The sequence below is a fragment of the Ochrobactrum sp. P6BSIII genome (genome assembly GCF_014138065.1).
Classification (GTDB): domain Bacteria; phylum Pseudomonadota; class Alphaproteobacteria; order Rhizobiales; family Rhizobiaceae; genus Brucella.
Genome location: NZ_JACGXB010000010.1, coordinates 1 through 17349, shown reverse-complemented (window position 1 = coordinate 17349; position 17349 = coordinate 1). Strand labels below are relative to the sequence as shown.

The window sequence follows — 17349 nt, the reverse complement described above, 5'->3', positions numbered from 1 at the left end:
GCGTTTTGCAATGATAGTACGGCACAGGATCATGTTTTTACCGGATGGAGTGCTTCCCGTCAGTGCATGATGAGGCCGCCATCCACAGCATATTGACTGCCCGTCACATAGGATGCGTCGTTGGAAAGCAAAAACAGCGCCACTGCCGCTGCCTCGTCGGCGGTGCCAGCGCGACCGAGCGGCACCTGATCCAGCACGAAACGTTCGAAACCGGTGCGGGCTTCCTCGGGCAGAAAATGCCGGAAGTTGGTTTCGATGGGGCCGGGCACCAGAACATTGACCCGGATGCCGCGCGGGGCCAGCGCCGAAGCCCAGGATCGCGCCATGGCGACAACTGCGCCCTTGGTGGCTGCATAAAGGCTCGTCGCCGCAGCGCCTTCATATGTGGAGCTGGAGGAGGTCAGAACCACCGAACAACCGGGATTGAGAAGATCGGACAGGCTTGCAAGCTGGAGAACTGGCCCTCGCACATTGGCGGCCATCATTTCATCGAAGGCTGCTGCCGTGATCTGTTCCGGAGCGCCAATGGTTGCGAAGGCTGCATTCAGCCACAGACCGTCCAGTCCGCCCTTCAAGCGAATGGCGGCAGCCAGCGCTTCTGCCGAGGCCGGATCGGCAGCATCGTTTTTCAACACTTGCGCCTTGTCGCCCAGTTCCTGCGCGACCGATGCGAGGCGTTCGTCATTCAGTCCCGTGATGACGGTCGTGCCGCCTTCCGCAATGATGCGGCGGGCGCCAGCCAGCCCCATACCACTCGTTCCGCCCGTGACGAGCACCCGCTTTCCGTCAAATCTTTTCATGAGGGTTCCTTCCGTCAATGCGCTGTCAACGAGAATGCGCGCATTTTGCCATGTAGGCATGCTGACGGGAGAAGCAACGGTTTTAGCGCATATCGAGCGGAACGGCGGTGGTTTCCTTGATTTCCTCCATCACGAAGGACGCTGAAACATCCGACAGTGGAACGCTGGCGATCAGCTGCTGGTAAAGCCGGTCATAGGCCTTCACGTCGGCGACACGCGCCTTCAGCACATAATCCAGATCGCCGGTCATGCGATAGACGCCGACGATTTCCGGAAAACGCGCCGTGGCGTTGCGGAACTTCGACAGCCATTGCGGATCGTGGCTGGATGTGCGCACCAGAATGAAAACGGACAGGCCGCAGCCCACCATCTCGGCATCCACCAGCGCGACACGCGCCTTGATGATGCCCTCTTCCTCCATGCGCTTCACCCTCCGCCAGCAGGCATTGCGCGAAAGGTTGACGCGTTCCGACAGAGAATCAACAGACAGCGTGCCGTCAATCTGCAGTTCTCCCAATATTTTGCGGTCTATCTCGTCCAGTGAAGCCATCATAGTGGGATGATTGTCCCAATTAATTGCGGATTTCAAGAATATTTTGAGATTTCATCTTTCTCATTCTTGCTAAAATGATTTTCCAGAAGGGCGCTTTAGCGCTGGGCAAAAGAGAAAGAATTTCTCAATCAAACGGGAGCATTTGCAATGACCACGCGTATTACCCGCATTTTCACCGACCATCCCTCATCGGTCGATGAGACCTATTTCGAGCATATGGCTTTTGCATCGCGGTTTTCATTCAAGCTGTTCGGAGCAGCATTTGCTGCTCTGATCCATGCATTTTTGCCATTTTTGTTCGAAAAGACTGCAAGCACCATTGTTCGTCAGCTCTATGAGCGGACGCATAACAGAGGTCGTTAAGACTGGCTTTTAAGCATCGGATCGCACATGTGCCGTTGGGCAGCCTATCTCGGACCTGAGACCTATCTGGAAGACATTATTTCGTCTCCCTGTCATTCGCTCGTGGCGCAAAGCCACGATGCGCATGAAGCCAAAACACGCACCAATGGCGACGGTTTCGGTGTCGCCTGGTATGGGCATCGCACCGAGCCGGGGCTGTATCGGGATATTCTGCCCGCATGGTCCGATCAGAATTTGGGTAGCCTGGCGCGACAAATCCGGTCGCGCCTTTTTCTTGCGCATGTGCGCGCCTCGACAGGCGGGCTGACCAGCCGCTCCAATTGCCACCCCTTTGTTTCCGGGCGCTGGAGCTTCATGCATAACGGGCAGATCGGCAATTTCGACCGTCTGCGCCGCAGGCTGGAGGCGCATCTGAGCGATCATGTCTATGCGCAGAAGCATGGCGCAACCGATTCCGAACTGATCTTTCTGCTGATGCTGGAATTCGGTCTCGACAGTGATCCGGTTCAGGCGATGAAGCGCATGGTCACCACGATTGTCGACGAGGCCGGGAAGGCCGATGTGCCGCCATTTCTGCGGCTGACCGCTGCATTTTCAGACGGCAATCAGCTTTATGCAATCCGCTATGCCACTGACGCCTTTGCGCCTACGCTTTATACCGCGACGCTTGGCGCGTCGTCCGGCATTTGTGTGGTGTCGGAACCGCTGGATGGCGAAGCCGGCAACTGGATGGCTGTGCCGGCAAACAGCTTTGTCACTGTCTCCCGGCAGGGCCGCATCGCCATTGACCGCTTTGAGGGGGCGATGTCGCCCCCGCAAGGTGTTGCTACGGTCTAAAGCATTTCCAGCAAAAGTGCGTAGCGGTTTTGCGTAGGACAATGCGTAGAAACAAATAGATAGAGCGGTTCCACGATTCCGCTTTAACTGGAACCGCTCTAGGCGTTGCCGATCAGAATACCCGCTGCCAGAACCAATGCGCCACCCAGCACAACTTGCAGGACCGAGCGGAAGAATGGTGTTTCCATGAAACGGTTCTGGATGAAGGCGATGGCCCAGAGTTCAAAGAACACGATAACGACCGCCAGAGATGTAGCTGTCCAGAAATCTGTGATCAGATAGGGCAAGGCGTGGCCGAGGCCGCCGAGTGCCGTCATGATACCGCAGGACAGACCGCGTTTGACCGGCGATCCGCGGCCCGACAGCTTGCCATCGTCATGAATGGCTTCGGTGAAGCCCATCGAAATACCCGCACCAACCGATGCTGACAGGCCGACGAGAAACGTCTGCCAGGTATCCTGCGTGGCAAAGGCGGCAGCGAAGATCGGCGCAAGGGTCGAGACCGAGCCGTCCATCAGGCCCGCAAGACCGGGCTGGACATAGGTGAGGATGAACTGCTTGCGCTCAAGTGCGCGTTCCTCGTCCTGCACGCTTTCAGGCGTGAGTTCATGTTCCAGCGATTCGGCTTTGACCTCGTGCTGCTTTTCCTGAAGCGCCAGATCGCCCAGAAGCTTGCGCGTGCCCGCGTCGGTAACGTGCTTTGCCGCCTCGACATAGAAACGATAGGCCTGATCTTCCATTTCAGACGCCGCGTCGCGCACCTTGTCGATACCCAGCGGTCGCACCAGCCAGTCGGGCTTGCGGTCGTAATAGCCGCTGACATGTTCGCGGCGAATGAGCGGAATATGGTCACCAAACCGCGCCCGGTGCCGCTCGATCAGCGCATCGCGGTGCCCGTGCTCTTCTTCCGCCATCTGTTCGAAAATCTTGGCCGATTGCGGGAATTCTTCGCGCAGGCCATCGGCATAGGCGAGATAGATGCGGGCATCATCCTCTTCCGAGGAGATGGCAAGCGCCAGTATTTCCTGTTCGGAAAGCGAATCGAACGGGCGGCGACCGTTGCGGAAAAATCGACTCAGCATAATCAAATCCATCAGTTTAGAATTATTCTAAATTTATAATCAGCATGCTGAAAGTCAAGTCTTGCGATGCAGTCCTGTTTGGCGCATTACATTTCGGCCCCGTAAAAGCGGGGGATTGCAAGCAACGGCAAGACGAAAAAGCCAGAAAGAACAGGATCGATGGCATCGATGAACACACACGCGCAAGGCAATAGCCCCCGTCCGCTTAATGGACAGGATTTCCGCACCCTTGGCCTTTCGGCCCTCGGCGGCGCGCTGGAGTTCTATGATTTCATCATCTTCGTATTCTTCGCCAGTGTGATCGGCCATCTGTTTTTTCCGCCGGATATGCCGGATTGGCTGGTCATGATCCAGACTTTCGGCATTTTCGCAGCCGGCTATCTGGTGCGTCCGGTCGGCGGTATCGTGCTGGCGCATTTCGGCGACAAGTTCGGTCGCAAGCGGGTTTTCGCCTTTTCGGTGTTTCTGATGTCGATCTCGACATTGGCCATGGCCTGCCTGCCCACCTATGCGACGCTGGGTGTCGGCGCGCCGATCCTGCTGATCGTTTTTCGCATGTTGCAGGGCGCGGCCATTGGCGGCGAAGTTCCCGGCGCGTGGACCTTTGTGGCGGAGCATGTGCCTGCCAATCGGGTCGGGATGGCCTGTGGCTTCCTCTGTTCCGGCCTGACGCTTGGCATCATGATCGGCTCGCTGATCGCAACGGCCATCAACTGGATTTTCACCCCGGAGGAACTTGCCGGTTACGCATGGCGCATTCCGTTCTTCATCGGCGGTATTTTTGGCCTGCTCGCGGTTTATCTGCGGCGCTGGTTGGCTGAAACGCCGATCTTTACCGAAATGAAGAACAGCCATTTGCTGAAAGACAAGCTGCCGCTCAAGACGGTGCTGCGCGAACATATGCATGGCGTCATCATTTCCGTGCTTCTGACCTGGATTCTGTCAGCCGGTATCGTCGTGACCACGCTGATGACCGCAACCTTCCTGCAAAAGCTTTACGGCTATAGCCCATTGCAATCACTTGCCGCGACCAGCTTCGGCACGCTTTTCCTGATGTTTGGCACGGTGGCTGCCGGATCGATTGTCGACCGCATCGGCAGTGGACGCTTCTTTGCGGTGGCCGGTGTGTTCTTCGGCGTCGCCACCTTCGTTTTCTACAGCTTTGCTGGCACGTCTCTGCCGGTGCTGTTTGCGCTATATGCGGTCATGGGGCTTTCCGTCGGTATGGTTGGCGCGGTGCCCTATGTCATGGTGCGCGCCTTCCCGGCTCCGGTTCGGTTCTCGGGCCTGTCCTTTTCCTACAACGTTTCCTATGCGGTGTTCGGCGGCCTGACGCCTGTGGTCGTAACATCGTTTCTGGCGGTCAACCCGATGGCGCATGCCTGGTATCTGGTGTTCATCGCGGTGCTGACTTGCGGATTAGGTCTTTATCTGATGGCGCGCAGCGATCGGGTGGAAGGCGCCATTGGCCTCGAGGATTTGCCGGTCGGAGACGCCGTACCGCATACGAGCTAAAGAAAGGGCCGCTGTTGCGGCCCTTTCTTTTTATGTTTAGTGCGTCGCCAGTTTGGCGGCACCCAGTTCCTTGTCGTGGACAGCAAAGCGGTCCACCATGTCGGCGCTGGCTTCGTTAAAGCCGATCACCGACACATCGGTGCCGCTGGCGCGATATTTCAGAACAACCTTGTCCAGTGCGCCAACCGAAGTGATGTCCCACAGATGCGCATGGCTGACATCGATGGTGACCTTCTTGGCAGGCTTGGAGAAATCGAACGCGGCGATGAAATTCTGCGCCGAAGCGAAGAAAATCTGGCCTTGAACAGTATAGATGCGTTCGCTGCCGTCGCTGTTTTCGGTCTCGGTGACGCGGAACATCTTGGCGACCTTGCCCGCGAAGAACACGCCGGATAGCAGAACGCCGACAAGCACGCCTTTCGCCAGATCATGCGTTGAAACGACGGTCACAACCGTTGCCAGCATGACGAAGGACGAGGAAGGCGGGTTGCGGCGCAGATCGAGGATCGACCGCCACGAGAATGTGCCGATGGATACCATGATCATCACGGCCACCAGTGCCGCCATCGGAATGATGCGCACGAGATCGTCGAGAACGAGAATCAGGAACAGCAGGAAGGCGCCTGCCACGAAGGTCGAAAGCCTGCCGCGTCCACCGGACGAAACATTGATCACCGATTGCCCGATCATCGCGCAGCCGCCCATGCCGCCAATCAGCGCCGAGGCGATATTGCTCGTGCCCTGACCGATGCATTCCTGGCTTTTGTTGCTGGTCGTGTCGGTCATGTCGTCGACAATCTGGGCGGTCATCAGCGATTCGAGCAAGCCGACCGCTGCGAGCGTGATCGAATAGGGCAAAATGATCTGCAAGGTTTCGAGCGTCAGCGGCACTTGGGGCAGGGCAAAGACCGGCAATGCGGATGGCAATTCACCAAGATCGCCCACGGTGCGAAGATCCATCCCGCTCCACCAGGCCAGTGCGGTGAGAACGGCAATGGCAACCAGCGGCGAAGGGATCGCCTTGGTCAGGCGCGGGAACAGATAGATGATGGCAAGGCCGCCCGCGATCATCCAATAGGTCTGGACCGGCACATGGATCAGTTCCGGTAGCTGCGCCATGAAAATAAGGATCGCCAAGGCATTGACGAAGCCGGTGATGACCGACCGCGATACGAAGCGCATCAGGCGTCCGAGTTTCAGGAAACCTGCAAGGATTTGCAGGAAGCCCATCAGAATGGTGGCGGCAAAGAGATATTGCAGCCCGTATTCCTTGACGAGTGAGACCATCACCACGGCAGTTGCAGCCGTGGCCGCTGAAATCATGCCGGGGCGACCGCCGGTAAAGGCGGAGACGCAGGCAATGGCGAAGGAAGCGAAAAGGCCGATCTTCGGATCGACCCCGGCGATGACCGAAAAGCCGATGGCTTCCGGAATAAGGGCAAGTGCTACGACGATGCCGGAAAGAATATCGCCGCGAATATTGGAGAACCACTCGCGGCGGTAGGCAGCAAGACGTGTCATTGAATTTTCCGCAAATAGAAGACGGGCGTTGAGAGCCGTCCGATTCAACATGGCCGATTGTAAAAATGGGGGATGTTGTTGCGTTGTCTGGCGGATAGGCGGCCAGAAGAGCCACCCGGGCTTTCACCGGGTCCTTGCGAATGCGCTTGTATAAACAAAAAGAACGCAGCAGCGCAATAACCCGCTGCGTTTTCTATTGTTCTATATTGAATAGATCAGAGAATCTTCTGCATGAAGGTCAGATCGAGCCAGCGGCCGAATTTCTGGCCGACTTGTTTCAAGGTGCCGCAATCCTCAAAACCTTGCGATCTGTGCAGCGCGATGGACGCCGCATTGCCCGCTTCAATGCCAGCCACCAGCACATGCACCTTGCGGCGGCGCGCTTCTTCCACCAGCTCGGCCAGCAAGGCGCGACCAATGCCGCCGCCCCGCGCATCGCTTGCTACATAAACCGACAGTTCGGATGAATGGCGGAAGCCTTCAAAAGGCCGGAAAGGACCATAGCTGGCATAGCCGACGACTTTGCCGTCGCGCTCGGCCACCAGCACCGGGAACCCGTCGCGATTACGGCCTTCGAGCCATAGGCGCCGATTTTCCAGATCAACGAGCGTTTCATTCCAGATGGCGAGCGTGTTTTCGACTGCATCATTATAGATGGCGAGGAGCGTCGGAAGGTCGGCTGCCGTCGCATGGCGGATGGAGAGGGTCATTTCAGATGCCTTTGTAAAAGATCGTGGTGGCGCAGGGGCTACCATCGGGGAAAAGCGCGTAATTCGGAATGATGCCGACAGGCTGCCAGTCAAGATGCGTATAGATCGCTTCGGCGGGGCTGCCGGTGACTGTGTCGAGGCAGATGAGTGTTTTGCCTCGGCTGCGAGCTTGCAGTTCAGCCTGTTCCAGCAGTTTGCGGGCAAGGCCGAGGCCGCGCGCCTTGCGGTGGACGAGCAGCTTTTTCAGGTCAGCGCGATGCGGCTGATTGGGCATTTGGGAGAGACCAAGCTGAACCGTACCGACGATCTCGCCTTCATGTTCAGCAACGATGAGCAGCGTATCGCCGTTCTCGGCTTCGCGGGCGATACGGGTCCAGTAAGGCGTAAAATCCTGCGGCCCGCACGGGGCCATGAACCCGACCGATGCGCCACCCATAACGCAATCCGCCAGGATTTCGGCGAGCGCGGGGATGGCTCGCTTCGCTTCTTCCGCGTTGAGAACGTGAATCATTGGTCGGTCTTTCAAAGGCTGCCACGGCGTTCGAGCACAATGGCGTAGCGCGCGGGAATGGAGCCCGGATTGTGAAAGGTGATGCCAGCCATGATCGGCATATAAAGGCAGTCGCCGGGCTTCAGGCTGTAATGCGTGTCGCCAACGGTCATTTCCATCTCACCGGCAAAGAGCCACATATGCTGCGTGATGCCAGCATTGGCGGTCTGGGGTGCGAAAGTGACCTTGCCGCCAGCTGGAAACTCGACCTCGATCATGTCGACATTCGAGCCGGTGCCGGGGGGAGAAACCGACCGGCGCACATAGCCGGTGTCGGGATCGCGCCAGACGGGCTGGCGATCATGCGGAAGGTAGGGCGAGGGCGGAGCTTCCGCATCACCGAAAAAGGCTGAAAGCGACGTGCCCAGGGCGGCGCAAATGCGCGCCAGAAGCTGGGCCGTCGGGCTTGTCTCGCCACGCTCGATCCGCGAGATCATGGCCCGGCTCACACCGGAAGCATCGCCCAGCGCATCCAGCGTCATGCCTTGCGCCAGACGCAGGCGGCGCAGGTTCTCGCCAATGGCGTTGTCGAGTTGTTCGATTGCGTTTTCCATTATGTTAGAAATAATGTCTATTATAGTGGAGTCAAGCGATTTCGCATACGAAAACGGCGGGATTTCTCCCGCCGCTGTCACTCTATTTCCACGATAGTGGAATCAGCCCTGTGCCTTCAGCTCCAAACGGCGGCGATGCAGGACCGGCTCGGTATAACCGTTCGGCTGTTCGCGGCCCTTAAAGACGAGGTCGCAGGCAGCCTGGAAGGCAATGGACTTGTCGAAGTTGGCAGCCATCGGGCGATAGAGCGCATCGCCTTCATTCTGCTTGTCGACGACAGCGGCCATGCGCTTCATGGTTTCCATGACCTGCGCTTCGGTGACAACGCCATGGTAGAGCCAGTTGGCGAGGTGCTGTGCGGAAATGCGCAGCGTCGCACGGTCTTCCATCAGGCCGACATTGTTGATGTCTGGCACCTTCGAGCAGCCGACGCCCTGATCAACCCAGCGCACGACATAGCCCAGAATGCCCTGTGCGTTGTTGTCGATTTCCTTCTGGATATCTTCCGGCGTCCAGTTCGGACGGCTGGCGACCGGCACCGACAGAATATCGTCGAGCTTGGCGCGCGGGCGGCTCTTGAGCTTTGCCTGAACAGCGGCAACGTCCACCTGATGATAGTGGGTGGCGTGCAGCGTTGCGGCGGTTGGCGACGGCACCCATGCGGTGTTCGCACCTGCCTTTGGATGAGCGATCTTCTGCTCCAGCATTGCCGCCATCAGGTCAGGCATGGCCCACATGCCCTTGCCGATCTGCGCGTGGCCGGAAAGGCCGCATTCGAGACCGATATCGACATTCCACTGCTCATAAGCGCCGATCCACACGGCCTGCTTCATGTCGCCCTTGCGGATCATCGGGCCAGCTTCCATGGAGGTATGGATCTCGTCGCCGGTGCGGTCGAGGAAGCCGGTATTGATGAACACAACGCGATCCTTGGCGGCGCGAATGGCTTCCTTGAGATTGATGGTCGTGCGGCGTTCCTCGTCCATCACGCCCATCTTGAGCGTGTTGGGCTGCATGCTGAGCAGTTCTTCGGTCCGGGTGAAGATTTCATTGGCGAAAGCCACTTCTTCCGGGCCGTGCATCTTCGGCTTCACGATATAGACCGAGCCTTCGCGCGAATTCATGTGACGGCCATTGGGGCCGATATCGTGCAGGGCGATCAGGCTGGTAAAGGCCGCATCCATGATGCCTTCCGGCACTTCATTGCCGTCAGTGTCGAGAATGGCCGGATTGGTCATGAGGTGGCCGACATTGCGAACCAGCATCAGCGAGCGGCCCTTGAGCGTCAGGTCGGAACCGTCAGCCCCGTGATAGCTGCGGTCGCCATTGAGGCGGCGCGTCATCTGCTTGCCGTTCTTTTCGAACGTGTCTTCCAGCTTGCCGTTCATCAGGCCGAGCCAGTTGCGATAGACCGCAACCTTGTCTTCGGCATCGACGGCGGCAATCGAATCTTCGCAATCCTGAATCGTGCTGATGGCCGATTCCAGAACCATGTCGGCAATATGCGCCGGATCGGTCTTGCCGATCGGATGATCGGCATTGACGACGATATCGACATGCATGTTGTTCTTGGCCAGCAGCACATTGGTCGGGTTGGCGGCGTCGCCATTATAGCCCTTGAACTGGCTTGGGTCTTTGAGAGCTGTGACGGAGCCATCGGTGCGCTTGATGTCGAGCTTGCCATCCTTGATGGAAAGACCAGCGACTTCCGCCCATTTGCCGGAGGCAAGCGGCGCGCTTTCATCGAGGAAGTTCTTCGCCCAAGCGATAACCTTCTCGCCGCGCTTCGGATTGTAGCCTTTGCCCTTTTCCGCGCCATCGGCATCGGAAATCGCATCGGTGCCGTAAAGCGCATCATAAAGCGAACCCCAACGTGCATTGGCGGCGTTAAGCGCATAGCGTGCGTTCATGACCGGCACGACGAGCTGCGGACCGGCAATATGGGTGATTTCCGGATCGACATTGGCGGTCGAAACAGTGAACTCGCCGCCTTCCGGCAGAAGGTAACCGATATCCTTGAGGAACTGCTGGTAATCCGCCTGGCTATAACCTTTGTCGCGGTTTTCCTTGTACCAGCTGTCGATCTTCGCCTGCATGTCGTCGCGCTTTTTCAGAAGCGCCCGGTTCTTCGGGGCAAGATCGCGAACGATGGCGGCAAAGCCTTTCCAGAACGTGTCCGGATCCACACCGGTGCCGGGAGCGGCCTCTTTGGCCAGAAACTCCACGAGTTCCGGGGCAACACGCAAACCTTCGATTTCGACGTAATTGCTCATGGCTTGGCCTCCTTCAGAATAAACACAACTATCGCCAGCGCTTTTAACACCAGCTATCCTGTTGCCTTTGAACCGCTTTGGCGCGCTTTCGTCAATCGGTGCGCGGGCACATCATTTGTGACGCTGGGGCGAAAATCACCGCTCCAGTTTCAACATGTCGCGAATATCGTTCGGGGTGGAACCCTGTTCGCGCAGGGATGCAAGAGCGGTATCCTTGCGGCTTTTCGACAGTTTGAGCCCGTCATCACCCAACACCAGATGGTGGTGGTGATAAAGCGGTTCCGGCAGGTCGAGGAGCTTTTGCAGGAGACGATGCACGGCGGTCGCATGGAAAAGATCGCTGCCGCGCACGACGTGGGTAACGCCTTGCAGGGCATCGTCCACCACCACGGAAAGATGGTAGCTGGTCGGCGTGTCCTTGCGCGCGATAATCACGTCACCCCATTTGGCGGGGTCGGCGGCAATGCGCCCCGTTTCGCCATCCGGCCCGGTGCCGCTTTCTTCCCAGAACAGTGGCCCGCCCGCAGCGGCCAGAGCTTTTTCCATATCAAGACGCCAGGCATAGGCAACGCCCGAGACGATCCGTTCCAGCCGCTCCTTTTCGGAGAGGTTGCGCTCGCCGCTTGGATAAAGCGGCGTCCCGTCGGGATCGGACGGCCAGTCCTTGCCCTTGGCGTGGGCTTCACCGATCCGCTCGCGCACTTCGCCACGGCTGAGAAAGGCTGGATAAACGAGGCCCTTGTCGGCCAGTTTTGTCAGCGCATTGCGATATTCACCAAAATGTTCCGACTGGCGGCGCACGGGCTCTTCCCATGAAAGGCCAAGCCAGTGCAGATCGTCGTAAATGCCCTGTTCAAGCTCCGGCGTGCAGCGCGCGGTGTCGATATCTTCCATGCGCAGCAGAAAGCGACCGTCGTTTTCGTTCGCCGTGTGTGCATTGAGAAGGGCTGAATAGGCATGGCCGAGGTGCAATTGGCCATTGGGGCTTGGTGCGAAGCGAAAGACGGGTCTGGTCATGATTGTGGCAGTTGCCGGTTCTTATTGATTGTCATTGATGCACATTGGTACTTTGTCGGTGATTGAAATGAAAGGCCACAGCATGCAGCGCATCGATACATTGGACGATATAGAGGCCGGCCTCGAAGCGCTGGTGCTTGCCGATGTGCGGCTGGCCGATATACGCAGCCGCGCCCATGCCGTGCCGCTGCGCCGCTCACAGCCCGGCTTTGAAAGTCTTGCTTCCATTATCGTGGCACAGCAGGTTTCAACCGCAAGCGCTGCGGCCATCTGGGCGCGGTTGAAACAGGCGATCGATCCACTGACGCCGCAGGCCTATATCGATGGCGGCGAGGAGGCATGGCGGTTTGCCAGCCTGTCGCGGCCCAAGCAAAGGACGCTTCTGGCTGTCTCGCAGGCGCTGGCGGATGACGGGCTTGATTTGCACGGGCTTTGTGACCTACCTGCGGAGGAAGCCATTGCCGCGCTAACCGCGATAAAGGGCATCGGGCCGTGGACGGCGGAAGTCTATCTGCTGTTTGCAGCCGGTCATCCCGACGTGTTTCCGGCGGGCGATGTGGCGCTGCAAGCGGCTGTTGGTCATGCCTTCGCGCATGAAACGCGTCCGGACGCTAAAGCGTTGCGGCTACTGGCGGAAGACTGGGCACCCTGGCGCGGCGTGGCGGCGCGATTGTTCTGGGCCTATTACGCGGCGATCAAGGGGCGCGAGGCGACCCCACTTTTGTAGATGCTTCTGTAAATGTTGCGTGTTTCCGGTGGCATAAATGCGTTTCCGCTTCACAATCCTGTCACGTCGGGCTTACATTATCCGCATCAGCTGATGACGGTATTTCGATTCGCAGAAGCTTGATTTTCTGCTGATTGCAGTTCCGCCTTCGCGGTCTTGGAGCGTCGTTGTTGCGCCCACAATGGACGCGCGGCGCTCCGATGAAGAGCGCAATTCCGCTTGGAAAGTCGTCGTTTCGCCCTTTCTCGGAGTTGCTCTGAAGGAGGTGCGTCCTTGACCATTGCAGTCTCACCCCGGACCGTCTCGACGAGTGGCTTGCCCGCTCTGGTCCTCAATGCGGATTATCGTCCGCTCAGTTATTATCCCTTATCGCTCTGGTCATGGCAGGATGCGATCAAGGCGGTCTTTCTCGAACGCGTGAATATCGTCGCGGAATACGATCAGATCGTTTCCTCGCCGTCTTTCTCCATGCGAGTTCCGAGTGTGATCTGCCTGAAGGATTATGTGAAGCCGCCGCGCTATCCGGCGTTTACGCGCTTCAACCTCTTTTTGCGTGATCGGTTTGAGTGTCAGTATTGCGGTTCTCCGCATGACCTGACCTTCGATCACGTCACCCCGCGTTGCCATGGCGGCGAGACGACGTGGGAAAATGTGGTCGCCGCATGCTCACCATGCAATTTGCGCAAGGGCGGTCTAATGCCTGCCGCTGCGCATATGTGGCCGCGCCAGAAGCCGGTCATGCCGACCGTGCAGGATCTGCACAATAATGGTCGTCTTTTCCCGCCCAACCATCTGCACGATAGCTGGCTCGATTTTCTATATTGGGATGTCGAACTGGAGCCTTGACGCATGTTGCGCAAAACCGCGTAGCAATCTTGCGACAACATTATGCGAAAAAAGAAGACCTAAGCCCCCTCAGAATCTTCCCTTACTTCCCACTCTTCGCAAAAGCGCCGTAGTAGCCGATGGCTGCAAAGAACAGGCTTGCGACAACATTCCATCCGGCAAAGGACAGACCGAGGAAAAAGCCGGGTGCGCTGTCGCATGCAGGCGGATGTGTGTTGAGATCACCCAAGAGATTGCCCGCATCCAGCGTGACCTTCATGGTCGCCGCGCTGCAATCGGTCGGGCCGGGCCAGTATTTCAGCTCAACGCCCGTGTGATAGGCGGCCAGCGCCAGACCATAGGTCATCAAAAGCGCACCGATCAGGATCAGGCCGCGCGTCAGGATCGGCGGCCATTTCAATCCGTAGGAAAGCCAGGCTGCAGCCAGAACCGGGACGCCGATATAATAAGGTGTGCGCTCTTCAAGGCAGAGCTTACATGGCATGAAGCCCGCTAGGTGCTCGAAGCCAAGGGCGGTGCCGACGGTTGCGGCCAGACCGACCGTCATGATGCCAGCGGTCCAGGCCTGAACCTTGCCAACCGGATTATTGAGTGCAAATGCCATCTGAAATTTCCTGACGCAGCTCTTTATATGCAGCTAAACTAAGATAGAGGCTTGTTTCCAAGCAATTTATTTTGACCGGCGTGAGGCAGCCGGATCAGGCGTGAAGATATTTCACAGCAAAAAACAGGGCTATGAGCAGGACTGCAACGGCGCTGGCGATCAGGCCAAGGCGCTTTTCGATGAAATGGCGGATCGGCTCGCCATAGTGGCGCAGCAGCCAGGCCAGAAAAAAGAAGCGCGCGCCGCGTGCAACGATTGCCGATGCGATGAACAGCCAGATATTGACGCCCGCCGCGCCGGACAGGATCGTCACCACCTTGATCGGCGGCAGATGGGCAAGGCCCGATGTGATGAGCATCAGCAAAATGGCGTCGGCGCTGGTCGTGCCGCGCAGCTGCTCGAACGTGTCGAGCTTGCCATACATTTCGAGTACCGGCTTGGCGATCTGTTCATAGGCGTGATAGCCGAGATACCAGCCCGCAATACCGCCAAGCACCGATGAAACGGTGGCGATAAAGGCATAGCGCCAGGCGCGCTCCGGACGGGCCAGTGCCATTGGCAGAAACAGAACATCTGCCGGGACAAGGAAAACCGAACTTTCCACGAAAGCGATGATGGCCAGCCACCATTCGGCTGATTTTCGGGAGGCAAGTGAGATCGTCCAGTCGTAAAGGCGGCGCAGCATGGATTGTCCGGATAATGTGCGGCGGATAGCCGTCGTTGCGATTGCACCGTCTATAAATAAAAAAGACGGCGCGAACAATGCGCGCCGTCTCATTCATTACATTGCAACAATCAGCGCTTGTAGGCGCTGCAGATATATTTGGTTTCGAGATATTCCTCGATGCCGTATTTCGAGCCTTCGCGGCCGAGGCCCGATTGCTTGACGCCGCCGAATGGAGCGACCTCGTTGGAGATCAGGCCGGTATTGTGGCCGACCATGCCATATTCGAGGCCTTCGCCGACACGGATCGCACGGCTGAAGTTCTCTGTATAGAAGTAAGCGGCGAGACCGAAGATCGTATCATTGGCCATGGCCAGCACTTCTTCTTCCGTGTCGAAGGCGAAGAGCGGCGCGAGCGGGCCGAATGTTTCTTCCTGCGCGACGGCCATGTCCGACGTGACGCCGGTCAGAACGCCCGGCTCGAAGAACAGGCCGCCCAGCTCCTTGCCGCCGGTGATGAGCTTTGCGCCCTTCGAAACAGCATCTTCAATATGCGCCTTCACCTTGGTGATCGCCTTTTCCTCGATCATCGGGCCGATGGCCACGCCCGGTTCCGTGCCGTTGCCGACCTTCAGCGCCTTGACCTTTTCAGCGAGCTTTTCGGCGAACTTGTCATAAACACCGCGCTGAACATAAATGCGGTTGGCGCAAACGCAGGTCTGACCGGCATTGCGATATTTGGAAATCATCGCGCCTTCCACAGCGGCGTCGAGATCGGCGTCGTCAAAGACGATGAACGGCGCATTGCCGCCGAGTTCCAGCGATACTCTTTTGATTGTTGGTGCGCACTGCGCCATCAGCAGGCGGCCAACTTCGGTCGAGCCGGTGAAGGAGAGCTTACGCACAATATCATTGCTGGTCAGTTCGGCGCCGATATCGCGCGCCTTGCCGGTCACGATTTGAAGGACACCAGCAGGAATGCCTGCCTTTTCAGCCAGAACGCCAAGCGCCAGCGCCGTCAGCGGGGTCAGATCGGCGGGGCGCACGATCATCGTGCAGCCAGCGGCAAGCGCCGGTGCAGCCTTGCGGGTGATCATGGCCGCAGGGAAGTTCCATGGTGTGATTGCAGCGGTGACGCCGACCGGCTGGCGGATGACCGTCAGACGCTGACCAACCTGCGGGGCAGGGATGGTGTCGCCATAGACGCGCTTGGCTTCTTCCGCGAACCATTCAATGAAAGACGCGGCATAGAGCACTTCACCGCGGGCTTCGGCCAGAGGCTTACCCTGTTCCGACGTCATGATCAGTGCAATATCATCGGCATTGGCGACAATAAGGTCGAACCATTTGCGCAAAATGCCAGCGCGTTCCTTGGCGGTCTTCGCGGCCCAGACGGGAAGCGCCTTGGCGGAAGCGTCGATGGCGTTCTTGATCGTGTCCACCGACAGCGACGGGACAGTGCCGACCACCGAGCCATCAGCCGGGTTGGTCACATTGATGGTCTTGCCGTCAGCCGCGTCGATCCAGCGACCGTCGACCAGGCATTTCGATTGAAGCAGCGAAGGGTCTTTCAAGGTGATCATGTCTGATGTTCCGTCCCAGTCTTGCATTGATTGATTGTTCAGTATATTGAACACTCTTCGATATACTGAATTAAACAGATCATGCCGACCAAAGTCAACCGGTCAGCCGATGATCTGTCGGGCAGATGGCGGGCAAGCATAGGAATGAAACGATGACTGACGAGGCAGGTTCCCTCAAACTGGTTCCCGCCGTCATGCGCGCGGCACAGATACTGGATCTTATCGCCAAGGCCGGTGACGGCATGGGCGGGGCACTGAAACTATCCGATATTGCGCGTCAGGCCGGGCTACCCAAAAGCAGCGTGCATGGGCTTTGCCAGACACTGGTTCATCTGAAGCTTCTCAAGTTCAATAATGACGGCAGCTTTTCCATGGGGCCGCAGTCGGTGCGCTGGGCCAATGTCTTTCTGGCGGGTAGCGATATTGTCGAGGTGTTTCATGAGGCGGTCGCGCAGGCAGAGGGGCTTGGCGCCTATACGCTGACGCTTTCACATCTGGACGGTCCGGATGTCATCTATCTGTCTTGCCGCAATTCGACAGCGCCGCTCGGGATTACGTTCCGCATCGGCATGCGTGTTCCCGCAGTCTTTACGGCGACAGGCAAGGCGATGCTCGCGGCAATGCCGGATGAGGAGCGGGCGCGCCATCTTCCGGAACATTGGCCGGATCTCGCCACACCGGCGAGTGTCGCTTCGCTGAAAGCACTCGAAGTCGAGATGGCTGGTGTAAAAGAGAAGGGGTACTCCCTTGATGACGGCCAGTTGCGCGAAGGCATGTTCTGTATCGGCGCTGCAATCTATGAACAGCCGCACCGCCCTAGCGCTGGTATTGCCCTCTCTATGATGGCGGCAGAGGCTCGTCCCGAAGTGATTAAGGAGATCGGTCGACGGATGCGGGCGCTTGCAGATGATGTCGCCGAGCGAATGGGCTGGGCTTCCGCGTCAGAATCACCTGTTCAGATTGATGAATAAGGAGTAAATTTCTGACTTACTCCCTGTGGAAAAGAAAACCGGATTTTTATTGATATAGGCGTTGACAGTTTGAGAGCTGGGGGCCTATATAGCGCCACAACGAGGGCGGCGACGCTGCTAGCGGCAGGTTGCTTCGTCCTTGAGTTCTGGTGAAAGCGGTTGACTTAGTGTTGGCAGG

At 57.9% G+C, this 17349-nt stretch carries 18 protein-coding genes and 1 other annotated feature; of the genes, 6 read left to right on the top strand and 12 right to left on the bottom strand.

Annotated features, from left to right (window positions below; translation table 11 throughout):
- Positions 1-59 precede the first annotated feature (59 nt).
- Both FHW00_RS14885 and FHW00_RS14880 read right to left on the bottom strand, forming a co-directional pair.
- Positions 60-800 carry an SDR family oxidoreductase gene (locus FHW00_RS14885; protein WP_078339445.1) on the bottom strand — a complete coding sequence of 247 codons (741 nt, stop codon included), beginning with the start codon at positions 798-800 and terminating at the stop codon, positions 60-62.
- Between the two features lie 82 nt (positions 801-882).
- Positions 883-1353: an Lrp/AsnC family transcriptional regulator gene (locus tag FHW00_RS14880; protein ID WP_078339444.1), complete on the bottom strand. Its 471-nt coding sequence runs from the start codon at positions 1351-1353 to the stop codon at positions 883-885.
- A 147-nt stretch (positions 1354-1500) separates the two neighbouring features.
- Between FHW00_RS14880 and FHW00_RS14875 the strand changes: the two genes are divergently transcribed.
- Both FHW00_RS14875 and FHW00_RS14870 read left to right on the top strand, forming a co-directional pair.
- The gene (locus tag FHW00_RS14875) at positions 1501-1716 is read left to right on the top strand and encodes a DUF6356 family protein (RefSeq protein WP_078339443.1); all 216 of its coding nucleotides are present in this window, start codon (positions 1501-1503) and stop codon (positions 1714-1716) included.
- Positions 1717-1743: 27 nt separating this feature from the next.
- Positions 1744-2553: a class II glutamine amidotransferase gene (locus FHW00_RS14870; RefSeq protein ID WP_078339442.1), complete on the top strand. Its 810-nt coding sequence runs from the start codon at positions 1744-1746 to the stop codon at positions 2551-2553.
- A gap of 98 nt (positions 2554-2651) precedes the next feature.
- Here the strand turns inward: FHW00_RS14870 and mbfA are convergent, their stop codons facing one another.
- Positions 2652-3635, bottom strand: coding sequence for an iron exporter MbfA (mbfA, locus tag FHW00_RS14865; RefSeq protein WP_078339579.1), 984 nt, complete (start codon positions 3633-3635; stop codon positions 2652-2654).
- Between the two features lie 159 nt (positions 3636-3794).
- Here mbfA and FHW00_RS14860 point away from each other — a divergent pair, with 159 nt between their 5' ends.
- Positions 3795-5150, top strand: coding sequence for an MFS transporter (locus FHW00_RS14860; RefSeq protein ID WP_078339441.1), 1356 nt, complete (start codon positions 3795-3797; stop codon positions 5148-5150).
- Between the two features lie 36 nt (positions 5151-5186).
- Here FHW00_RS14860 and FHW00_RS14855 read toward each other — a convergent pair whose 3' ends face one another.
- The 6 genes from FHW00_RS14855 to gluQRS form a co-directional block, all read right to left on the bottom strand.
- Positions 5187-6671: a SulP family inorganic anion transporter gene (locus tag FHW00_RS14855; RefSeq protein WP_078339440.1), complete on the bottom strand. Its 1485-nt coding sequence runs from the start codon at positions 6669-6671 to the stop codon at positions 5187-5189.
- A gap of 81 nt (positions 6672-6752) precedes the next feature.
- Positions 6753-6808: a sequence feature (sul1 is cis-regulatory element that is thought to sense ions involved in sulfur or methionine metabolism; They are found in Alphaproteobacteria), on the bottom strand.
- Between the two features lie 78 nt (positions 6809-6886).
- Positions 6887-7381 carry a GNAT family N-acetyltransferase gene (locus FHW00_RS14850; RefSeq protein ID WP_078339439.1) on the bottom strand — a complete coding sequence of 165 codons (495 nt, stop codon included), beginning with the start codon at positions 7379-7381 and terminating at the stop codon, positions 6887-6889.
- 1 nt (position 7382) lies between these two features.
- Positions 7383-7892, bottom strand: coding sequence for a GNAT family N-acetyltransferase (locus tag FHW00_RS14845; protein ID WP_078339438.1), 510 nt, complete (start codon positions 7890-7892; stop codon positions 7383-7385).
- Between the two features lie 11 nt (positions 7893-7903).
- Positions 7904-8485, bottom strand: a complete 582-nt coding sequence (locus FHW00_RS14840; RefSeq protein WP_078339437.1) for a helix-turn-helix domain-containing protein — start codon at positions 8483-8485, stop codon at positions 7904-7906.
- A gap of 102 nt (positions 8486-8587) precedes the next feature.
- Positions 8588-10759 carry a malate synthase G gene (locus FHW00_RS14835; RefSeq protein WP_078339436.1) on the bottom strand — a complete coding sequence of 724 codons (2172 nt, stop codon included), beginning with the start codon at positions 10757-10759 and terminating at the stop codon, positions 8588-8590.
- A 135-nt stretch (positions 10760-10894) separates the two neighbouring features.
- Entirely contained in the window at positions 10895-11776 is an 882-nt protein-coding gene (gene gluQRS / locus FHW00_RS14830; RefSeq protein WP_078339435.1) for a tRNA glutamyl-Q(34) synthetase GluQRS, read from the bottom strand.
- Between the two features lie 82 nt (positions 11777-11858).
- On the opposite strand from gluQRS, the gene FHW00_RS14825 reads away from it, so the two are divergent.
- Positions 11859-12503 carry a DNA-3-methyladenine glycosylase family protein gene (locus FHW00_RS14825; protein ID WP_078339578.1) on the top strand — a complete coding sequence of 215 codons (645 nt, stop codon included), beginning with the start codon at positions 11859-11861 and terminating at the stop codon, positions 12501-12503.
- Between the two features lie 273 nt (positions 12504-12776).
- Positions 12777-13349, top strand: a complete 573-nt coding sequence (locus FHW00_RS14820; RefSeq protein ID WP_078339434.1) for an HNH endonuclease — start codon at positions 12777-12779, stop codon at positions 13347-13349.
- A gap of 82 nt (positions 13350-13431) precedes the next feature.
- Here the strand turns inward: FHW00_RS14820 and FHW00_RS14815 are convergent, their stop codons facing one another.
- From FHW00_RS14815 to FHW00_RS14805, 3 genes are all read right to left on the bottom strand, one after another.
- Entirely contained in the window at positions 13432-13953 is a 522-nt protein-coding gene (locus FHW00_RS14815; RefSeq protein ID WP_078339433.1) for a disulfide bond formation protein B, read from the bottom strand.
- 94 nt (positions 13954-14047) lie between these two features.
- Entirely contained in the window at positions 14048-14638 is a 591-nt protein-coding gene (locus FHW00_RS14810; RefSeq protein WP_078339432.1) for a YqaA family protein, read from the bottom strand.
- A 110-nt stretch (positions 14639-14748) separates the two neighbouring features.
- Entirely contained in the window at positions 14749-16200 is a 1452-nt protein-coding gene (locus FHW00_RS14805) for an NAD-dependent succinate-semialdehyde dehydrogenase (protein WP_078339431.1), read from the bottom strand.
- 152 nt (positions 16201-16352) lie between these two features.
- On the opposite strand from FHW00_RS14805, the gene FHW00_RS14800 reads away from it, so the two are divergent.
- The gene (locus FHW00_RS14800; RefSeq protein WP_176168335.1) at positions 16353-17171 is read left to right on the top strand and encodes an IclR family transcriptional regulator; all 819 of its coding nucleotides are present in this window, start codon (positions 16353-16355) and stop codon (positions 17169-17171) included.
- The last annotated feature ends 178 nt before the right edge of the window (positions 17172-17349 follow it).